General features: G+C 50.3%; 17 protein-coding genes. 3 read left to right on the forward strand and 14 right to left on the reverse strand.

All coding sequences use genetic code 11. The features are described from left to right. Positions 1-10: 10 nt before the first annotated feature. Both IE074_RS01510 and lptF read right to left on the reverse strand, forming a co-directional pair. Complete coding sequence (locus IE074_RS01510) at positions 11-958, reverse strand: CysB family HTH-type transcriptional regulator (protein ID WP_189383663.1); 948 nt, start codon at positions 956-958, stop codon at positions 11-13. Between the two features lie 72 nt (positions 959-1,030). Continuing rightward, on the reverse strand, positions 1,031-2,137 hold the full coding sequence (gene lptF, locus IE074_RS01515; protein ID WP_189383664.1) for an LPS export ABC transporter permease LptF: 1,107 nt from the start codon (positions 2,135-2,137) through the stop codon (positions 1,031-1,033). A gap of 54 nt (positions 2,138-2,191) precedes the next feature. Here lptF and IE074_RS01520 point away from each other — a divergent pair, with 54 nt between their 5' ends. The 3 genes from IE074_RS01520 (at position 2,192) to IE074_RS01530 (ending at position 4,962) form a co-directional block, all read left to right on the forward strand. Further along, a complete protein-coding gene (locus IE074_RS01520) occupies positions 2,192-3,691 on the forward strand; it encodes a leucyl aminopeptidase (protein WP_189383665.1) in 1,500 nt (499 codons plus the stop codon). A gap of 5 nt (positions 3,692-3,696) precedes the next feature. Further along, positions 3,697-4,134, forward strand: coding sequence for a DNA polymerase III subunit chi (locus IE074_RS01525; protein WP_189383666.1), 438 nt, complete (start codon positions 3,697-3,699; stop codon positions 4,132-4,134). A gap of 135 nt (positions 4,135-4,269) precedes the next feature. Further along, entirely contained in the window at positions 4,270-4,962 is a 693-nt protein-coding gene (locus tag IE074_RS01530) for a Bax inhibitor-1/YccA family protein (protein ID WP_189383667.1), read from the forward strand. A gap of 95 nt (positions 4,963-5,057) precedes the next feature. On the opposite strand, the gene IE074_RS01535 is transcribed toward IE074_RS01530, so the two are convergent. The 12 genes from IE074_RS01535 to fabF all read right to left on the reverse strand — a co-directional run bounded on the left by IE074_RS01535 (position 5,058) and on the right by fabF (position 17,130). Beyond that, entirely contained in the window at positions 5,058-6,770 is a 1,713-nt protein-coding gene (locus IE074_RS01535; protein ID WP_189383668.1) for a mucoidy inhibitor MuiA family protein, read from the reverse strand. Positions 6,771-6,841: 71 nt separating this feature from the next. Next, positions 6,842-7,432 carry a DNA repair protein RecO gene (gene recO / locus IE074_RS01540; RefSeq protein WP_189383669.1) on the reverse strand — a complete coding sequence of 197 codons (591 nt, stop codon included), beginning with the start codon at positions 7,430-7,432 and terminating at the stop codon, positions 6,842-6,844. Beyond that, complete coding sequence (gene era, locus IE074_RS01545) at positions 7,425-8,318, reverse strand: GTPase Era (protein ID WP_189383670.1); 894 nt, start codon at positions 8,316-8,318, stop codon at positions 7,425-7,427. The genes recO and era overlap by 8 nt, the downstream gene beginning before the upstream one ends. Continuing rightward, positions 8,315-9,070 (reverse strand): ribonuclease III, encoded by a 756-nt coding sequence (rnc, locus tag IE074_RS01550; RefSeq protein ID WP_189383671.1) that lies wholly within the window; start codon positions 9,068-9,070, stop codon positions 8,315-8,317. Before rnc ends, era begins: the two co-directional genes overlap by 4 nt. After that, a complete protein-coding gene (gene lepB / locus IE074_RS01555) occupies positions 9,070-9,876 on the reverse strand; it encodes a signal peptidase I (RefSeq protein ID WP_189383672.1) in 807 nt (268 codons plus the stop codon). Before lepB ends, rnc begins: the two co-directional genes overlap by 1 nt. A gap of 27 nt (positions 9,877-9,903) precedes the next feature. Continuing rightward, a complete protein-coding gene (gene lepA / locus IE074_RS01560) occupies positions 9,904-11,697 on the reverse strand; it encodes a translation elongation factor 4 (protein WP_189383673.1) in 1,794 nt (597 codons plus the stop codon). Between the two features lie 82 nt (positions 11,698-11,779). After that, positions 11,780-13,294, reverse strand: coding sequence for a DegQ family serine endoprotease (locus IE074_RS01565; RefSeq protein WP_189383674.1), 1,515 nt, complete (start codon positions 13,292-13,294; stop codon positions 11,780-11,782). 13 nt (positions 13,295-13,307) lie between these two features. Next, positions 13,308-14,342 (reverse strand): MucB/RseB C-terminal domain-containing protein, encoded by a 1,035-nt coding sequence (locus tag IE074_RS01570; RefSeq protein ID WP_189383675.1) that lies wholly within the window; start codon positions 14,340-14,342, stop codon positions 13,308-13,310. After that, a complete protein-coding gene (locus IE074_RS01575) occupies positions 14,342-14,854 on the reverse strand; it encodes a sigma-E factor negative regulatory protein (protein WP_189383676.1) in 513 nt (170 codons plus the stop codon). The genes IE074_RS01570 and IE074_RS01575 overlap by 1 nt, the downstream gene beginning before the upstream one ends. 11 nt (positions 14,855-14,865) lie before the next feature. Beyond that, on the reverse strand, positions 14,866-15,465 hold the full coding sequence (gene rpoE, locus IE074_RS01580; RefSeq protein ID WP_189383677.1) for an RNA polymerase sigma factor RpoE: 600 nt from the start codon (positions 15,463-15,465) through the stop codon (positions 14,866-14,868). Next, entirely contained in the window at positions 15,462-15,815 is a 354-nt protein-coding gene (locus tag IE074_RS01585; RefSeq protein WP_189383678.1) for a hypothetical protein, read from the reverse strand. Before IE074_RS01585 ends, rpoE begins: the two co-directional genes overlap by 4 nt. 85 nt (positions 15,816-15,900) lie before the next feature. Further along, positions 15,901-17,130, reverse strand: coding sequence for a beta-ketoacyl-ACP synthase II (gene fabF / locus IE074_RS01590; RefSeq protein WP_189383679.1), 1,230 nt, complete (start codon positions 17,128-17,130; stop codon positions 15,901-15,903). Positions 17,131-17,293: the final 163 nt, after the last annotated feature.

The raw sequence follows: 17,293 nt of genomic DNA on the forward strand, positions 1-17,293 counted from the left end.
AAACCGGTCTTTACTCCACATCCTCAAAAATCACTTCGTTATCAATGTTTTCACGGGTCAGGTTTGGTGCGCACATATTCAGGAACGCATACACATAATCCCGTAAAAACATCCCTTTTTTCAGACCGATGCGGGTCACGTGCTCACCAAACAAATGGCCGACAGGAATCCCTACCAGGCCAGGATCCCTTCTGGGATCAAAAGCAACACCCGCAATAATACCCACGCCCATTTCAACATCGACATAGGTTTTGATCACATCGGCATCAAGCGCTTCCAGCACAATGTCAGGCACAATCCCCTTGCTTGCAAAAGCATTGTCTATCGAGTTGCGGCCCGTAAAAGCACGATCATAGGTAATAATTGGATACTGCGCCACCTGCTCAAGGGTAATATTTTTAGCCTGGGTTGAAGTCAGGCTGGTCAGCGGATGATCGGGCGGCACCACCAGCGTGTGTTCCCATGAGTAACAAGGCAAGGTGGTCAGGCCCTCGACATTGGCCAACGTTTCAGTGGCCAGGGCAAGGTCTGCCTGTTCCTGCAACACCATATTGGCCAGTTGGGAAGGACTGCCCTCGGCCAGTGACACGCGTACCTTGGGAAAACGCTTCCTGAACTCGGGAATAACCTTGGGCAGGAAATAACGGGCCTGTGTATGGGTACAGCCAATCACCAGGCTTCCTTCATCGCGCCTGGCAAATTCATCACTGACTTTTTTCAGGTTGTCCACTTCACGCATGATACGGTCAATAATGCTGGCAACGGCAGCGCCCGGCTTGGTCAAGCCCTTGATACGCTTGCCATGCCGCTCAAAAACCTTGATCCCCAATTCATCTTCGAATTCGATGATGGCCTTGGAAACCCCGGGCTGGGAGGTAAACAACACCCGGGAGGCTTCCGTCAGATTGAAATTTCTTCTGATCGTTTCCCTGATAAAACGAAATTGCTGTAAATTCATAGCGATCTATCCTTAATTTAGATAGATTATAAGTTATATAAATCTTATTAATTATAACTTTTAGCTATATATTTATACTTTCTTTTCCTTAGGCTTTTTAAGGGTTAGCCGTTTTCGGAATAAATACACACACAGCAGCAAGACTGCGCCATGCAACAAGACCATACCAAGCATCATGTCTATTTTGTCACTGCTGATCCATCCCCTGACCAGATTCATGGTATTCATGTATAGCAAACCAATCAGCCCCGCCAACACCAAATCTCCGGAACGCCCAAGCCGCGGATTCACCGCCCCTAGCGGAATGGCCAGCAAGGCCAGGTTAAGCGCGGCCAGTGGCAATGAAATACGCCACATGATTTGTGAATCGCTTTTACTGGTTTGATCCTGGAACAGGCTGCCCGTCGGTCTGGCCTTCATCACATTCAGGGCGGCATTGCGGATATTTTCTTCGGCATTCGCTCCACCCTTGCTTTCAAGACGCATGGTGTAATTATCAAACTTGATCATTCGAAACTCGGCACTGCCTGGTTTCATGTCGTAACGGTTACCAGGGCCCAGCACCAGAAAACGGTCACCATTTTCTTCTTCGCGCAATTTCGCATTATCGGAAGTAATAGTGCTATACCAATGATCGTCATAAACCCTGGCAAACACTTTACCCATCTCATCGTCAGGATGGGTGGGCGCTTCTATGAAGAAAACCCGTTTTCCCTGTTCCGATTCAATGAACTGGCCAAACGCGATTTTGGCAATATCAGAGCGCTGTTCGAAGCGCTGGCGGTATTCTTCTATTTGCCGGTATGCCCAGGGCGAGGCCTGCAAGGTCAGCATGGCAATCAGCACGCAAACCGGAATGGCCACCCGCAAGACCGGCCGAATCCAGTCAAGCAGGGAAACACCGCTGGCAAACCACACCACCATTTCAGATTCCCGATAATTGCGCGAAATGGTTGACAAGACGGCAATAAACAGGGAAACGGATAGTATGGTTGGCAGTGCCGTAATACTGGACAGGGCGGCAATACCAAATACAATATCTGCACCAATGCTGCCTTCGGCGGCTTGCCCCAACAGCCTGACTAGTAATACACTTAGCCATACGACAATGAGCGTGGAAAACACGACACCGACATGGCTGGTTATTTCAGCGACAACCGATCGTTTAAATAGCGACATGATTCATCTTGCGAGATAATAAACGTCTTTATTGACGCCTTAGGTAAATATAAAATGGAATTTAACACACAATCAACCCGATCATTGCAACAACTCAAGGCTACCGCCCTGTTTATTGGCGTCTACACCGATAGCCTGTTAAGCGAGGCGGCTGATATCATCAACCGCGCCAGTAATGAAAGCATAAAAACCGTGCTTAAAAAAGAATTCAAGGCCACGCTTGGCAGTATATTGGTTTTGCGCAATCTTGAAGGCGTCAAGGCTGAACGTGTTGTTTTGGTTGGCTTGGGTAAAAAGGAAGATTATAACGCGAATGCCCTGCTCAAGGCACATGCCAGCATGGCCGCTTATTGCAGCGAAGCCTCATTGACCGATGCCACCAGCGCCCTGCTTGAAGAGCCCTGCAAGGATCTGGACATTCAGATGCGCGCACGTCTGGCTGCCCGTGCCATTGGCAATGCACTGTACCAGTATGAAGGTACGTTCAGCATGGAAAACCGCCCCACCCCACATCCGCTTAAAAAAATCACCTTCATTACCGACCGTAAGGATGACAAACTGGCCAAAGCCGGTGCGGCACAAGGAGCCGCCATTGCCAACGGCATGATTGTCACCCGTCAGCTGGGCAACCTGCCTGCCAATATCTGCACGCCCGCTTACCTGGGTGAACAGGCTAAAATGCTGGCCAAGGAATTCAAGTCCATTAAAGCCGAGGTCCTTGAAAAAAAACAGATCGAAGCGCTTAAAATGGGTTCCTTCCTTTCTGTCGCGGCCGGCTCCGAACAGCCTCCACGCTTTATCGTGCTGAAATACACCGCCGACAACAACACCAAAAAAGAAGAAGGCCCGATTGTGCTGGTGGGCAAAGGCGTTACCTTTGATACCGGCGGCATTTCACTTAAGCCCGGCATGGGCATGGACGAAATGAAATTCGACATGTGCGGTGCCGCCAGCGTTTTTGGCGTTTTAAGGGCCATCGCCGAAATCGGACTTACCCGTGATGTGATCGGCATTATTCCCGCTACTGAAAACATGCCCAATGGCAAAGCCACCAAACCGGGTGATGTGATTACCAGCATGTCGGGGCAAACCATTGAAGTCCTGAATACCGATGCCGAAGGCCGCCTGATCCTGTGTGACGCCCTGACCTATGCCGAACGCTTCAAGCCATCGGCAGTCATTGATATTGCCACCCTGACCGGTGCCTGCGTGGTAGCCCTGGGTCATGTCAATAGTGGCCTGTTTGCCAGCGATGACACCCTTGCCGAACAATTGCTAAGCGCCAGCAAACAGGCGCAAGACCCCGCATGGCGCCTGCCCCTTGATGATGCCTATCAGGAACAGCTCAAAAGCAATTTTGCCGACATGGCAAACATTGGTGGCATGCCAGCCGGTTCGGTCACCGCCGCCTGCTTCCTGTCCCGCTTTACCAAAGCCTACCGCTGGGCACACCTGGACATTGCCGGCACGGCCTGGAACAAAGGCAAGGAAAAAGGTGCCAGTGGCCGTCCGGTTCCCTTGTTAACCGAATTCCTGTTGGCGCAGCAGGACTAATCTTAATGTCAACCATCGATTTTGCCTTTGGTGCAGGAAACCGTATCCGCAAAGCCTGTGAAGTTGCCTACAAGCATTTCCAGGCAGGCCACCAAGTACTGGTTTACTGCACCGATGCAAAACGCATGCAGGCTTTTAGCAAAGGCCTGTGGGGCATAGAGCAAACCGCTTTTGTGCCCCACCTTGATGCCAAAGACCCTAATGCCGGCACGGTCCTGATCCGTACCACGGCAGAAAATCCGGCCAATGTCCTGGTGCCCGGCCAGGATCCGCCCTGGCTGCTCAATCTGGATCTGGCCTGTCCACCCGGTTATGAACAGTTTGCGCGCGTTCTGGAAATCGTTTCCGGACACGAGCAGGACAAGCAACTGGCCCGGGAGCGCTGGAAGCAATATTCAGCCAATCCTGCCAATAAAGTCAAGGCACACTCTGTCACACCCTGAAGATATTGCCAATAACTGCAAAATACCCTCAACATCAACGTTAAATTCAGTTAGAATTCAGGGAACTGTCAGCTTTGAATGCTGTCTTTCCTAAAGAACAATGTTGATTCAACCATCCGTATTACTGGAGACTCCATGAGTGATTTTAATCAGCCCCTTTCGCGTGGCGACTATGCGTCCACGCCCTCAGTCAAGAACCGGGTACTAAGAAATACCTACTGGTTGCTGGCCGCTTCCCTTATTCCAACCATCCTGGGTGCCGCGCTGGCATTGCAGCTGAACCTGAACACCCTGCTTTCTCCCGGCATTTCAACCATTGTGTTCCTGGCAGGTGCATTTGGCTTAATGTTTGCCGTTGAACGCAATAAAAACAGCAGTGCCGGCATTGTATGGCTAATGGCCTTTACTTTCTTCATGGGCATTATGCTGTCACGCATGCTGGGTTTTGTGCTTAGCATGAACAATGGCGCCCAGCTCATCATGATGGCTTTTGGCGGCACCGCGGCCATTTTCGCAGCCATGGCCACTGTTGCCACTACCAGCAAACGTGATTTCACCGGCATGCAAAAAACCCTGTTTATTGGCGCCGTTGTGCTTATACTGGCAGCGATTGCCAATATTTTTCTGCAAATCCCTGCCCTGGTGCTCACCATTTCGGTCCTGGCCATGATCATTTTCTCGGCCTTCATGCTGGTTGATATACAGCGTATCGTCAATGGTGGCGAAACCAACTATATTTCCGCTACCATGGCCATTTACCTGGACATCTACAACGTATTTACCAGTCTGCTGTCCATTCTGGGCATTACCGGCGGCAACTCCGACTAATCGGAACATTTTCCCTTAAAGGGTACAAAAAACGGCGTTCAGTTTACCTGACGCCGTTTTTTTATAGAAAATGAGCGCTCACAAAATGCAATCGCTCAAGGCAAACCCGTCACATCCACTTCGTTAGGATACGCAACCGAAAATTTCTGCACCACGGTTTTCTTTTCCTTGGGAGCAAGCTTCACAGACTGCTCATAACGGCCATCTTCCTTAAGGGTTATTTCCTTGTCGGAAGGGCTAATTCGCCTGATCTCGATTTTCTCATTGCGGGAAAGGGGGAAACGGTCATGCAAAACCAGCTCGACGGCCTGGTCACGGTTATTCTGGATGACCGTTTGATATTCATAGCTGATTCGTTTGCCGCTGCCGGTTAAGCCCGTGCTTTCAGTAAAACGCTTAAGGGGTTCACGCTTGACGGAAATAGACTCGTCGGTCCCCATGGCCAGCTCAATGGGCTCCCCCGGAAATACCGTCTTGATATTGCTGCTGGCAATTAACTGCCCATCCAAAAATGCATTCAGGTCTCCCTGCAAGAGGGGATAGTCATTGCTGTTGGTGGCCTTAACCGTTAAAAAAACGGCTTCCTGCAAGGCAGGTACCAGCTGATAGGTTTGACCTGCCTTAAATTCACTGACCGAAATGGCCACTTTTTTATCTTCAGGTCCTGTGGGAACGGTTGCTGTTTTTTCGATATTGAAAACCGTATTGGTCAACCCCCTTTCTGCCGTGGAGGTATTGAATGAGGCATCAGCCTGCACGCGCTCCATCGTAGCGCCTGTTAACGGTTCAAAGGGTTTAGAGGCACGTCGCTGTTCTGACATCGCCTGCAGGGCCTTGCGTCTGGCCTGGGCTGCCGGAGCAGGCATATCTGGACGAGGTACCCGAATATCCACCAGCCAGGGATCCAGTTCAGGTAAAACCGCACCAATCATGGGTTGAGCGGTTGACAGCACCAGTTTGACATTATTCCAGTCTTCGCCGGTTTGCTGGGAAATTTGCGCATAATAAGACAGTTTGAGCATCTTACTGGACGAATCAAAACTGGCGTCATAATTAGGCCACCAGCTTGCACCAGGTACCACATAAGACAGGCTAAGGTCCAGTTTATCAGCCACAGGCGCATCCAGCTGAACCACTACGGTTTTACTTCTGACCGTCTCTTCCTGGGGAATTTGACCACGCTTTTCCTGCAAGGCAGCCAGTTCTGACTGCAACTGAGCCATTTTATGATCCAGTTCACGCTGGGCGGTGTAGTTTTCAGCCAAAATGGCCTTGCTGAAATTCATGATTTCAAGCAGTTCTGTTGTGCTTAGCCGTGGCGCATCTTTACCTTGTTGCACACTGCCCTTCTGGTAAGCTTCCAGATAATTGTTTTTGTTCAGCAGAAGCTTGCCCTGGTCTGCCAGTTGGGCAAGCTGGTTCTCAATGTCTTTGATTTGCCTGTCCAGTTCGGCAATGCGCTCTTGCTGGCTGGTTGCCTGAAAATCATCCCGGGAACTGATGTCAAGAATACGGACGGATTGCTTGCCTTTGGCATTGAACTGTAACGAACGATGATCGAGCCAATATGGCAGATCTTTGAACACCAGTTCGTGTTCACCGGCCGGCACCTGCTGCTGCCCGTCCCGTTTAACCAAAGCCCGGTCTGAAAACACGGTAACTTGCCCAATACTGGAGGAAACCGGAATGACTTCAGCCTGCGCCCACCCAGGCAATAATAAACCGGCCGTCATCAGGGCCATGGCAATTGCATTGCCCGATTTGAAAACAAATGCACCAAGTGGCGGCTCGGATAACTTCCTTAGCATGAACTGACTCCTTAACATAAGGCAAACTCTTTCTGGCCGGGATTGGACAGAACAGTTCATATTCAATCACATCATGAAAAATGCCGCAAGGAAAGCAGTACCTTGCGCGTTGACAAGTAACGGTTTTCCAGATGCTCATTGATCCTTTCACGTAAGGCCTGGCGCAGGGCCGGCTCTGTGCTGCGATCATCAAAGTCTGGGGTTTCACCCTCTATGGCGTAACCGGTTTCATTCAGCAGCGTCCATTCAAACCGACGCAAAGCACCGGTGGCCGGTGAGCCATCGGCCAGCTGGGCCAGCGCATCGGCATAGGCATCAAACAACACCTGATGGGGATCTTCCTTGGGCAACAATTTTAATAATAATTCATTCATGTACCAGCCCGACATAAGAGAGCGCCCCCCAAGCGGCAGCAAACCTGCTATTTCGGCCCGGGTAAGGGTTTTTATTTCGCCCTGGCCTGACCAGGACAGCAACAGGGGCTGGAACGCTGACAAAATGGGGCGCAAAACCGAATAAGGCCGCTTTGCACCTTTGGCGACAACGGTGACAATACCATAATCACGGGCAAAAACCTGGGCAATGATCGAGGTTTCGCTCCAGTTGGTGGCATGCATTAAAAATGCCTGCGCATCCTGTATCCGGTGCTGCCGTTTACTCATATCCCAGGTCGCGAAGTGCGCTTTCCTTATCGGACCAGCCTTTGCGCACCTTGATATACACTTCCAGAAACACCGGCTTATCCAATAACTCCCGGATATCCTGACGGGCTTCACTGGCAATGCGCTTCATGTGCATACCTTTGGCGCCCAGCAAAATGGGTTTATGGCTTTCACGCTCCACCACCACACAGGCAGAAATATGGGCCCCACTTTCATCTTCTTCCCATTTTTCAATCACGACCGTGCAGGCGTAAGGCAATTCATCACCCACCAGGCGAAAGATTTTTTCCCGAATCAGTTCTGCCGCAATAAAACGGATAGAGCGGTCAGTCAGGGCATCCTCCTCGAACATGGGCTCACCTTCAGGCAAGCGTCGGGAAATTTCATCAAGCAGGGTATCAAGCTGGATTTTTTTGACGGCACTTAGGGGAACCACGGCATCGTAGCTGAACTTGCTCATGATCTTGCCAACAAAATCAAACATTTCATTTTTGTTTTTCAGGGTGTCAACCTTGCTGATGACCAAGATGCACTTTTTGGACGATGGCAGCAGCGGCACGATATTGTCATCGCCCACCGACCATTTGCCCGCCTCAACCACATGCAGCACCACGTCCACATCGGCCAGCGCCTGGGTGACAACCCGGTTCATCATACGATTCATGGCCCCGCCATGCCGGGTCTGGAAACCGGGCGTATCCACAAACACAAACTGTTCCCGATCGCGGGTCAGCACGCCATGGATACGGTGGCGGGTGGTTTGCGCCTTGCGCGAAACAATGGAAATCTTGCTACCGATAAGCGCATTGGTAAGCGTGGATTTGCCCACGTTGGGGCGCCCCACCACCGCAATGAATCCGGTTTTGAAAGGTGTTTCCTGGGTCATTTTCTATCCTGTTCCACGGCAACGGGCAAGCTAAGCTGCGCCACTTTGCGTACTTGTTTGGCGGCACCCTTTTTTTTGGGCAGTATTTGTTCAAGTTGGGCCAGCACCAGTGCGGCGGCAGCCTGTTCGGCTGCGCGGCGGCTGCTGCCGCTGGCCTGTGCCCTGACGTCCAGTTCGGCAATCAGGCACTCTACCTCGAATTGCTGGTCATGGGCGGCCCCCGAAGTGGCAATCACATTATAAGCAGGCAAGGCAAACTTGCGCCCTTGCAACACTTCCTGCAACAGCGTTTTGGCATCTTTGCCCAAGGTATTGAAATCGACCGTTTCCAAAATGGGGCGGTACAGGGCTTCAATAACCTGATGAGCCCGATCACTGCCAGAATCCAGGTATATGGCACCAAAAACAGCCTCGACGGCATCAGCCAGAATGGATGGACGGCGGAATCCACCGCTTTTCAACTCTCCCTCACCCAACCTGAGAAAACTGGATAAATCAAGCCTGGCGGCGATATCAGCCAGCGTGCCCTGTTTGACCAGACTGGCACGAATGCGGGACAGGTCACCTTCATCAACATTGGGCAACTGATGGAACAAAATGGCGGCAACCGCAAAATTCAGGATGGAGTCACCCAAAAACTCAAAACGCTCATTATGCATGGCACTATGGCTGCGATGCGTTAATGCCTGTATCAATAAACGCTGGTCTTTAAACTTATAACCCAGTCGGGTTTCCAATTGCGTTAAATTCATTATTTGATTGAGCCGATCCGACCCAGGTCTCCAAAATTCATCCAGACAAAAAACGCCTTGCCAACCAGATAGTTATCGGGCACAAAGCCCCAATAACGACTGTCTTCACTATTGTCGCGGTTATCTCCCATGACAAAATAATGGCCTTCCGGTACGGTGCACTTGAAATCGGTGGCGGCATATTCACAATTTTGTGCAAATGGAAATTGGCGACCTGAAAGATAGGCGCCGTCACCCGGCATATTCAGGATTTCGTACGATTTTCCATCTACTTGCTCCTGCAGCTTAAGCGGATTTCCCGCCTGCTGCGAAGGGTTGACATAAGGACCCAGCGCCGTGGTTTCTACCGCTTCACCGTTGATGAACAGCCGTTTTCCAACATAAGCCACCGTATCACCGGGCACGCCAACAATTCGCTTGATGTAATCAATATCGGTATTGACAGGATAGCGAAACACCACCACATCGCCTTTCCGGGGGTTGCCAAGCGGAATGATTTTCTGGTCAACGATGGGCAAACGAATGCCGTAATTGAATTTGTTCACCAGAATCATGTCTCCGTCCTGCAGGGTCGGCAACATGGAACCCGAAGGAATTCGAAAAGGCTCTACCACGAAGGAGCGCAAAACAAAAACAAACAGAATCACCGGAAAAAAACTGATGGAGTACTCTACCCACCAAGGCCTGTAATCCTCCTGCTCTTGCCCATACTTTTCAGTACGTCGCGGTTTAAGCACCACCTTGTCAAGCAGCTTAATAACTGCCGTCAGCAGCAGCAATACAAATAAAATTAAAGCAAAATCCATTCTGTAATCTCGTGTTATTCCAGTTGTTTATTTATCGTCAACCTGAAGGATGGCCAGGAAGGCTTCCTGCGGGATCTCCACGCTACCAACCTGCTTCATGCGTTTTTTACCTGCTTTTTGTTTTTCAAGCAGTTTTTTCTTACGGCTGATATCACCGCCATAACACTTTGCCAACACGTTCTTGCGCAAGGCCTTCACGTTTTCACGGGCAATCACTTCGGCACCGATGGCCGCCTGAATGGCCACATCATACATTTGACGGGGAATCAGGCCACGCATTTTGGAAACCACTTCACGACCACGATAGCGGGCATTGGCGCGGTGAACAATCATGGACAGGGCATCAACCTTGTCTCCGTTAATGAGCAGGTCAACCCTGACAACATCGGCAGAACGGTATTCAAGAAACTCGTAATCCATGGAGGCATAGCCGCGCGACACTGACTTCAGGCGATCGAAGAAATCAAGCACGATTTCCGCCAGCGGAATTTCATAAACCAGGTGAACCTGTCGTCCATGATAGCTCATGTTTCTTTGAATACCCCGCTTTGCGGTACACAGGGTAATAACGGCACCGACATACTCTTGCGGCATGAACAGGGTCACGGTAACCACGGGTTCACGAATATCCCGAATCTGGCCAATGTCGGGCATACGCGAAGGGCTTTCAATCATGATGACTTCGCCATCATTTTTTTCAACCTCATAAACCACCGAAGGTGCGGTGGTAATGATGTCCATGTCAAATTCACGTTCAAGACGCTCCTGCACGATTTCCATGTGCAACAGCCCAAGAAAACCGCAACGGAAACCGAATCCCAGGGCCTGTGACACTTCTGGCTCAAACATTAAGGCGGCATCGTTCAGCTTGAGCTTTTCCAGTGAATCGCGCAACTGGTCATATTCGCTGCTTTCCACCGGATACAATCCGGAAAAAACCTGTGGCTTGACTTCCTTGAACCCGGGCAAAGGCAACTCGGCCGGCTTGTTTGCCAGGGTAATGGTGTCACCCACCTTGGCGTGTTCAAGTTCTTTGATACCGGTAATAATAAAACCCACTTCACCGGCAGACAATTGCGTACGGGCCACCGATTTGGGTGTGAAAACGCCCAATTGCTCACACAAGTGTGAAGCACCGGTTGCCATGAACGTGATTTTATCCTTGACCTTAAGCACGCCATTAACGATGCGCACCAGCATGACCACGCCAACGTAGTTGTCAAACCAGGAGTCGATAATGAGTGCCTGCAAGGGTTTTTCAGGATCACCTACCGGTGGTGGCACTTTGGTCACGATCTGCTCAAGAATTTCATCAATACCCATGCCGGTTTTGGCACTGGCTTTAACCGCATCGCTGGCATCAATGCCAATCACGTCTTCAATTTCCTCACGGGCCGCTTCAGGTTCGGCGGAAGGAAGATCCATTTTATTCAGGACCGGTAAAACCTCTACACCCAGTTCGATGGCGGTATAGCAGTTGGCCACGGTTTGCGCTTCTACTCCCTGACTGGCATCCACCACCAGCAAAGCGCCCTCACAGGCGGAAAGTGAGCGGCTGACCTCATAGGAAAAGTCAACGTGTCCGGGGGTATCAATAAGGTTAAGGTTATAGATTTTGCCGTCGTTGGCCTTATACTGCAGGGAAGCGGTTTGCGCCTTAATGGTAATACCCCGTTCTCGTTCGATATCCATTGAGTCAAGTACCTGCTTGGACATTTCCCGGTCTGCCAGGCCTCCGCAGCGCTGAATCAGGCGATCGGCCAGGGTGGATTTTCCATGATCAATGTGGGCAATAATCGAAAAATTGCGTATATGTTGCATATAAGGCTGAATTCAAGTTTTTGTATGGGACTCATAAAAAAAGGGCGCGATGCGCCCTTTTAGCGTATGTCGTATTGTAGCCTTATTTTGACGGCGTTACAGGTACCCACTGGGTTAAATTTTCACGTCGAATCAATAAAGCGGCCGCTTTGTCTTTAGGCAGCTTGTCAACCGTCTCTTCAAACTGCTTGACATCCTTGATGTCCTGATCATTGACGGCAAGAATAATATCGTCAGTGCGCAGGCCGGCAGACTGTCCAGGACCATCCACTTCGGTAATCTGGACCCCGCCCTTGATACGCAGCCTGGTCATGGTTTCCTGGGATAAATTACCCACGACCAGCCCCAAACGATCCGCCTTGACAGGCTTGTCTGCTTCGGCCTGGCTGGAGGCAAGCTCATCGGCCGGACTGGAAGGGACTTCACCTACAGTGATTTTCAGGTTTTGTTTCTTGCCACGACGCCATACTTCGATATTCGATTCGGTATCCGGCTTTGTCTGGCCCACAATACGGGGAAGGTCTGACCATTTCTTGACTTCTGAACCGTTAAATCCAATGATCACGTCACCGGCCTGGATACCCGCCTTGTCAGCCGGACCGCCCTGCTCTACGTTGCTGACCAGTGCACCTGAAGCGTTTTCAAGCCCCAAAGCCTTGGCAACTTCATCGGCCACCTCACCAATTTGCACCCCGATACGACCGCGGGTGACCTTACCGTTTTCCTTAAGCTGATCAACCACCTGCATGGCTTCATCAATCGGAATAGACAGGGAAATACCCATAAATCCACCACTTTGGGAAATGATTTGCGAATTCACGCCCACCACCTCTCCGTTCAGGTTTATCAAGGGACCACCCGAGTTACCGGGATTGACCGCCACGTCAGTCTGGATAAAAGGCAGGTACTCACCCGTATCCCGATTGATGGCACTGACAATACCCGAGGTCACCGTGGAATCCAGTCCGAATGGAGAACCGATCGCCAATACCCACTGACCTTTTTTCAGGGTATCTGAATCGCCAATTTTAAGGGTTGGCAATTTTCCATCGCTGTCGATTTTGAGCAAGGCAATATCGGTACGTTGATCCGACCCGATGACCTTGGCGTTATATTCCTTGCCATTGTTCAGGGTAACCAGGATTTTTGAAGCACCCGAAATAACGTGGTTGTTGGTAATAATGTAACCATCATCGGAAATTATAAAACCGGAACCTACGCCACGCGGCACGGTTCTTTCAGGCTGGTCATTACCACGCTGGCGAGGTTGCGGCGTGGCGCGTGGTGGCATGAAATCGGGACCGAAGAAAAAACGGAACAATTCAGAGGGATCGCCACCATATGGATCGTAGCCACCCCGGGCACGTGTTGAGACGGTTTCCATGGTTCGGATATTGACGACCGCATTTTCTGTCTGGTCAACAATAGCGGTGAAATCGGGCAACCCGGCAATACTTGTGGATACGATTGTATTTTGTACATCCTGGGCGTTGGCAACATCACCGCCAACATAAGAAAGCCCAGCATAAGCAGCACCCAGTCCAATCACGGTATACAGTACACTGCGTTTCAATTTATTATGTAATATTTTTTTCATGAGAATCCCTTTCCTAATTCAATGTGGATGATACGGGTGGAATAAATTTAGCCGAAACCGCCATTTCTTCAAGTGTATCCATGGGCACTGCACCAATCACGGTTACCCAGTAATCATCCACGCGTTGACGAAAAACATTCAGGGAACCTACTTGTACTGCACCATGAGCCTGCAACGTTTTTTCCGCCTCTGTCACTTTTTGCACAAAAACGGAAATTGAAGAAAGGCCGTCTGAAAGAATTAGGTGCTTAACTCGCTGATTAGTTCCTTTCGGTCGAATAATACTTAATATCGGCACGTATCCCTGAGGGGCACGCAGCTTCCAGCCTTCGCGCGCGAAATCAACTGAAACAAGTTCCTCTTTTTCGACGACCCAATCATTGAGTTTGTAGCCCGATTCCAGCAAGGCGGTATCAACATCCTTACCCATGACCAAACCGGTAAAAGTGATCTGCTCAACCACTTTGTTATCAAGTCCGACAGTTTGAGACCTTAATAGCAATTTTGATTTGACATCAACACACAAACGATAACCATAACGATCCGGGGTGCGCGGAGCCAATTCCAGCTGCTGGCACTCGTAACCGGCAACCCTCTCTTTTTTGCCGCTAAGCGTGGCGGTGTAGTACTGGTTTAAATGTGTGGCTTCGGTTTGCAAAAATGCCGGGAAGCGGTCTTTACGGGCCGGAGTCAAAACAATTTTCTTTTGTTCCGGCATAAGACATTGCACAACGTCATTGGTCCGCAAATACTCCTGGGGATCGCCATCCAGCAATTCCAGCCGTTCTTTGACACCTTCGCCATCAACAATATGCGTGACACGTGATGACATGATCTGCTCGCCTTGCTGATAAGTGAAAACACCACTGTAGTCATTGGTGACCGATGCTTTCTGCACTTGCTCAAGAAATGCGACCAGATCCTTGCCCACCAGGGGAGTTGCCGTTTGGGCCATGACAGGTGTCGCAAAAACCGCCCCGAGAAGAACCAGTGACAGCCATTTTGTTTTTGCTTTCCCTGCAACCTTGCTGGATGAATAATGCAACATTAGCGATTAGCTCCGAACTCATAGGAAACCAGATGTACGGGACGCGCACCCACCATTTGGCGATGGGCATGAATATAATCGTTGTAATCCCGGTTCAGTTCGGTACTGGGCGCGGTTTGTGAGGCCACCACGGGTGCGGATACGGGTGGCGCCACCTTATCTTCAGCCATAAATGGCTGAACCACCCACACCACCGATGCCACGGCTGCCGCCACTGCCAGCCCTGACAAACCCTGGCGAAGGCCAAGACGGCGCGCCGGGGCCACGGGTAACGGTTCGGCATCAATGGCCTTGCTTACGCGTGCATAGAACAGGTCGGAGGGTTTGATGGCCAGCTCATCGCTGCGCATGACATCACCAATCAGGTGATAGGTGTCCCACACTTGCCTGCCATAGGAATTATCCAGGTTGTCCAGGTCAAAACTGATATCTTCACCGTCAATAAGCGCCGATATGGACTCATCCCAATCAAGTGACTGCGATTCATTTAATGTTGAATGTGTTGTGTTCATGTATCAGCTCCTTACCAGCGACGATCGTTATCCTGGCCTAAAACAGGCTTGAGTCGGGCAGCAATCGCTTCCCTGGCTCTGAAAATCCTGGATCTTACGGTTCCAATGGGGCACTCCATGGTTTGTGCAATTTCCTCATAGCTCAAACCTTCCATTTCGCGCAGTACGATGGCCGTCCTCAAGTCTTCGGGCAGATCCTCAATAGCCTTATTGACGGTCTGGGCAATTTCACTGGAAACCATACGCGACTCAGGTGTATCAATGTCTATAAGATTGTCTGATTGCGAAAAAGTTTCGCCCTCTTTCGTTTCAAAGGTATCAGACACCAGCATTTTTCGCTGGTTGGATGAAAGCCAGTTACGGGCAGTATTAATGGCAATCCGGTATAGCCAGGTGTAAAAAGCGCTTTCTCCGCGAAACTGGGGCAAGGCGCGATAGGCCTTGATAAACGTTTCCTGGGCAATATCTTCGACTTCGGCCTGGTTATTGAGCATACGTGAAAGCAAACGCATGATTTTTCGCTGGTATTTAAGCACCAGCAAATCAAATGCCCGTTTATCGCCTTTCTGCACACGGGCAACAAGCTCTGCATCGACGTCACGATCACTCATGGCGCCTCCTGTTGAAGGGACCGGTGCCAGCGCATGGCGTGGCAAAGGACCCTAAGTTTACGCCAACCCGTTTTACCAACGGTAAATGGCCAAATGGTGATCAGTTTTCCTGACATTTGCTGATTAAATGGATTTTCAAGCTGCAGGGTAAGCCAGAAAGGTCCCTGCCAGAATTGTCGCAGGACCAGACGCTGTTGCGAGCCATTAGCGGAAAGCTCCCATGGCTGGGTTGCATGGATCCTGAGAAAAGATGGAGCGGGCTGTGAGGATTGGGCATGAGCCAGAAAAATGGCAGCAAGCACAAGACCCAAAGAAAACCCGGCAAGACATGCTGTTGCCACAAACAACATGCATGCCTTGCAATAACATTCAAACCTGCCTGGCCGGATTTCAAGCAAAAACGACCAATGAAGATTCAAGTGTGAAGATGACAAATCAAGCCCGTTTCACAACCATTGAACCGTTTGTACCACCAAAACCAAACGAATTGGACAGTGCATATTCTATTTTCATTTCACGAGCCTGGTTGGCGCAGTAATCAAGGTCACAACCGGGATCCTGATTGAAAATATTGATGGTTGGAGGAGAAATCTGGTGATAAACAGCCAATGTGGTAAAAACGGCTTCGATACCGCCTGCCGCCCCCAGCAAGTGTCCGGTCATGGATTTTGTGGAGTTTACGACAGTTTTATAAGCATGGTCACCCAAAGCCAGTTTAAGCGCATTGGTCTCGTTTTGATCGCCCAGCGGTGTTGATGTACCGTGTGCATTCACATAATCAACCTGATCAGGATTGATTTTTGCATTGTTCAGGGCATTCAGAATGCCACGACGTGGGCCATCGCTATCGGGAGCGGTAATATGGTGTGCATCAGAGCTCATGCCATAGCCGGTAAACTCGCCATAAATGCGGGCACCGCGTTTTTTGGCATGTTCGTATTCTTCAAGCACCAGCACGCCAGCACCTTCACCCAACACAAAACCGTCACGATCGGTGTCCCAGGGACGTGAGGCGGTTTCAGGGTCATCGTTACGGGTTGAAAGCGCGCGCATGGCGGCAAAACCGCCAATCCCCAGCGGCGAAACGGTTGCTTCAGCGCCACCGGCAATCATTACATCGGCATCACCGTATTCGATCAGGCGGGCGGCATCACCAATGGAATGCAGACCGGTAGTGCAGGCAGAAACCACGGCGTAGCTGGGACCTTTCAGGCCCAGCATAATGGTAAGGTGGCCTGAAATAAGGTTAATGAGTGAAGCCGGTACAAAGAATGGGGAAATACGGCGTGGACCTTTGGCCAGGTACTCGGTTTGCGTTTCTTCAATACGGTGAAGGCCACCAATACCCGAACTGACAATCACGCCGATTCGTTCGGCATTTTCTTCAGTGACTTCAAGCCCGGAGTCGCGCCAGGCATCGATACTGGCCGCAATGCCGTAATGGATGAAGGTATCCATTTGTTTGCCTTCTTTGGCAGACATGTATTGGGTCAGGTCAAAATCCTTAACCTCACCGGCAATCTGTGAATTGAAGCCCGAAGCGTCAAATCGGGTAATACGACTGATTCCGGAACGTCCGTTGATAATATTATCCCAGGCTGTATCAATTGAATTTCCTACCGGGGAAACAATACCCAAGCCAGTAATTACGACACGTCTTTTCACAGAAGACTCCTACCTTAATTTATATTTAAATGAATCGAATGATTGCCTTGGCATAATGCCATAAACAAAAAAAACGCTTGGGAAAAGCATAATGCAATATAGCCTGAAAACCCCCAGACTACCGACACAACGCTTTCCCAAGCGCTTTTGCATCAACCGGCCA

The organism is Advenella faeciporci (genome assembly GCF_014652395.1).
Classification (GTDB): Bacteria; Pseudomonadota; Gammaproteobacteria; order Burkholderiales; family Burkholderiaceae_B; genus Advenella; species Advenella faeciporci.

Bases quoted from the DNA above. Each gene is read 5' to 3' on its own strand.
- IE074_RS01520 (WP_189383665.1), top strand. From the start codon at position 2,192: ATGGAATTTAACACACAATCAACCCGATCATTGCAACAACTCAAGGCT.
- era (WP_189383670.1), bottom strand. From the start codon at position 8,318: ATGACCCAGGAAACACCTTTCAAAACCGGATTCATTGCGGTGGTGGGG.
- IE074_RS01575 (WP_189383676.1), bottom strand. From the start codon at position 14,854: ATGAACACAACACATTCAACATTAAATGAATCGCAGTCACTTGATTGG.
- IE074_RS01525 (WP_189383666.1), top strand. From the start codon at position 3,697: ATGTCAACCATCGATTTTGCCTTTGGTGCAGGAAACCGTATCCGCAAA.
- IE074_RS01530 (WP_189383667.1), top strand. From the start codon at position 4,270: ATGAGTGATTTTAATCAGCCCCTTTCGCGTGGCGACTATGCGTCCACG.
- rnc (WP_189383671.1), bottom strand. From the start codon at position 9,070: ATGAATTTAACGCAATTGGAAACCCGACTGGGTTATAAGTTTAAAGAC.
- lepA (WP_189383673.1), bottom strand. From the start codon at position 11,697: ATGCAACATATACGCAATTTTTCGATTATTGCCCACATTGATCATGGA.
- lepB (WP_189383672.1), bottom strand. From the start codon at position 9,876: ATGGATTTTGCTTTAATTTTATTTGTATTGCTGCTGCTGACGGCAGTT.
- IE074_RS01570 (WP_189383675.1), bottom strand. From the start codon at position 14,342: ATGTTGCATTATTCATCCAGCAAGGTTGCAGGGAAAGCAAAAACAAAA.
- IE074_RS01585 (WP_189383678.1), bottom strand. From the start codon at position 15,815: ATGTTGTTTGTGGCAACAGCATGTCTTGCCGGGTTTTCTTTGGGTCTT.
- IE074_RS01565 (WP_189383674.1), bottom strand. From the start codon at position 13,294: ATGAAAAAAATATTACATAATAAATTGAAACGCAGTGTACTGTATACC.
- lptF (WP_189383664.1), bottom strand. From the start codon at position 2,137: ATGTCGCTATTTAAACGATCGGTTGTCGCTGAAATAACCAGCCATGTC.
- recO (WP_189383669.1), bottom strand. From the start codon at position 7,432: ATGAGTAAACGGCAGCACCGGATACAGGATGCGCAGGCATTTTTAATG.
- IE074_RS01510 (WP_189383663.1), bottom strand. From the start codon at position 958: ATGAATTTACAGCAATTTCGTTTTATCAGGGAAACGATCAGAAGAAAT.
- rpoE (WP_189383677.1), bottom strand. From the start codon at position 15,465: ATGAGTGATCGTGACGTCGATGCAGAGCTTGTTGCCCGTGTGCAGAAA.
- IE074_RS01535 (WP_189383668.1), bottom strand. From the start codon at position 6,770: ATGCTAAGGAAGTTATCCGAGCCGCCACTTGGTGCATTTGTTTTCAAA.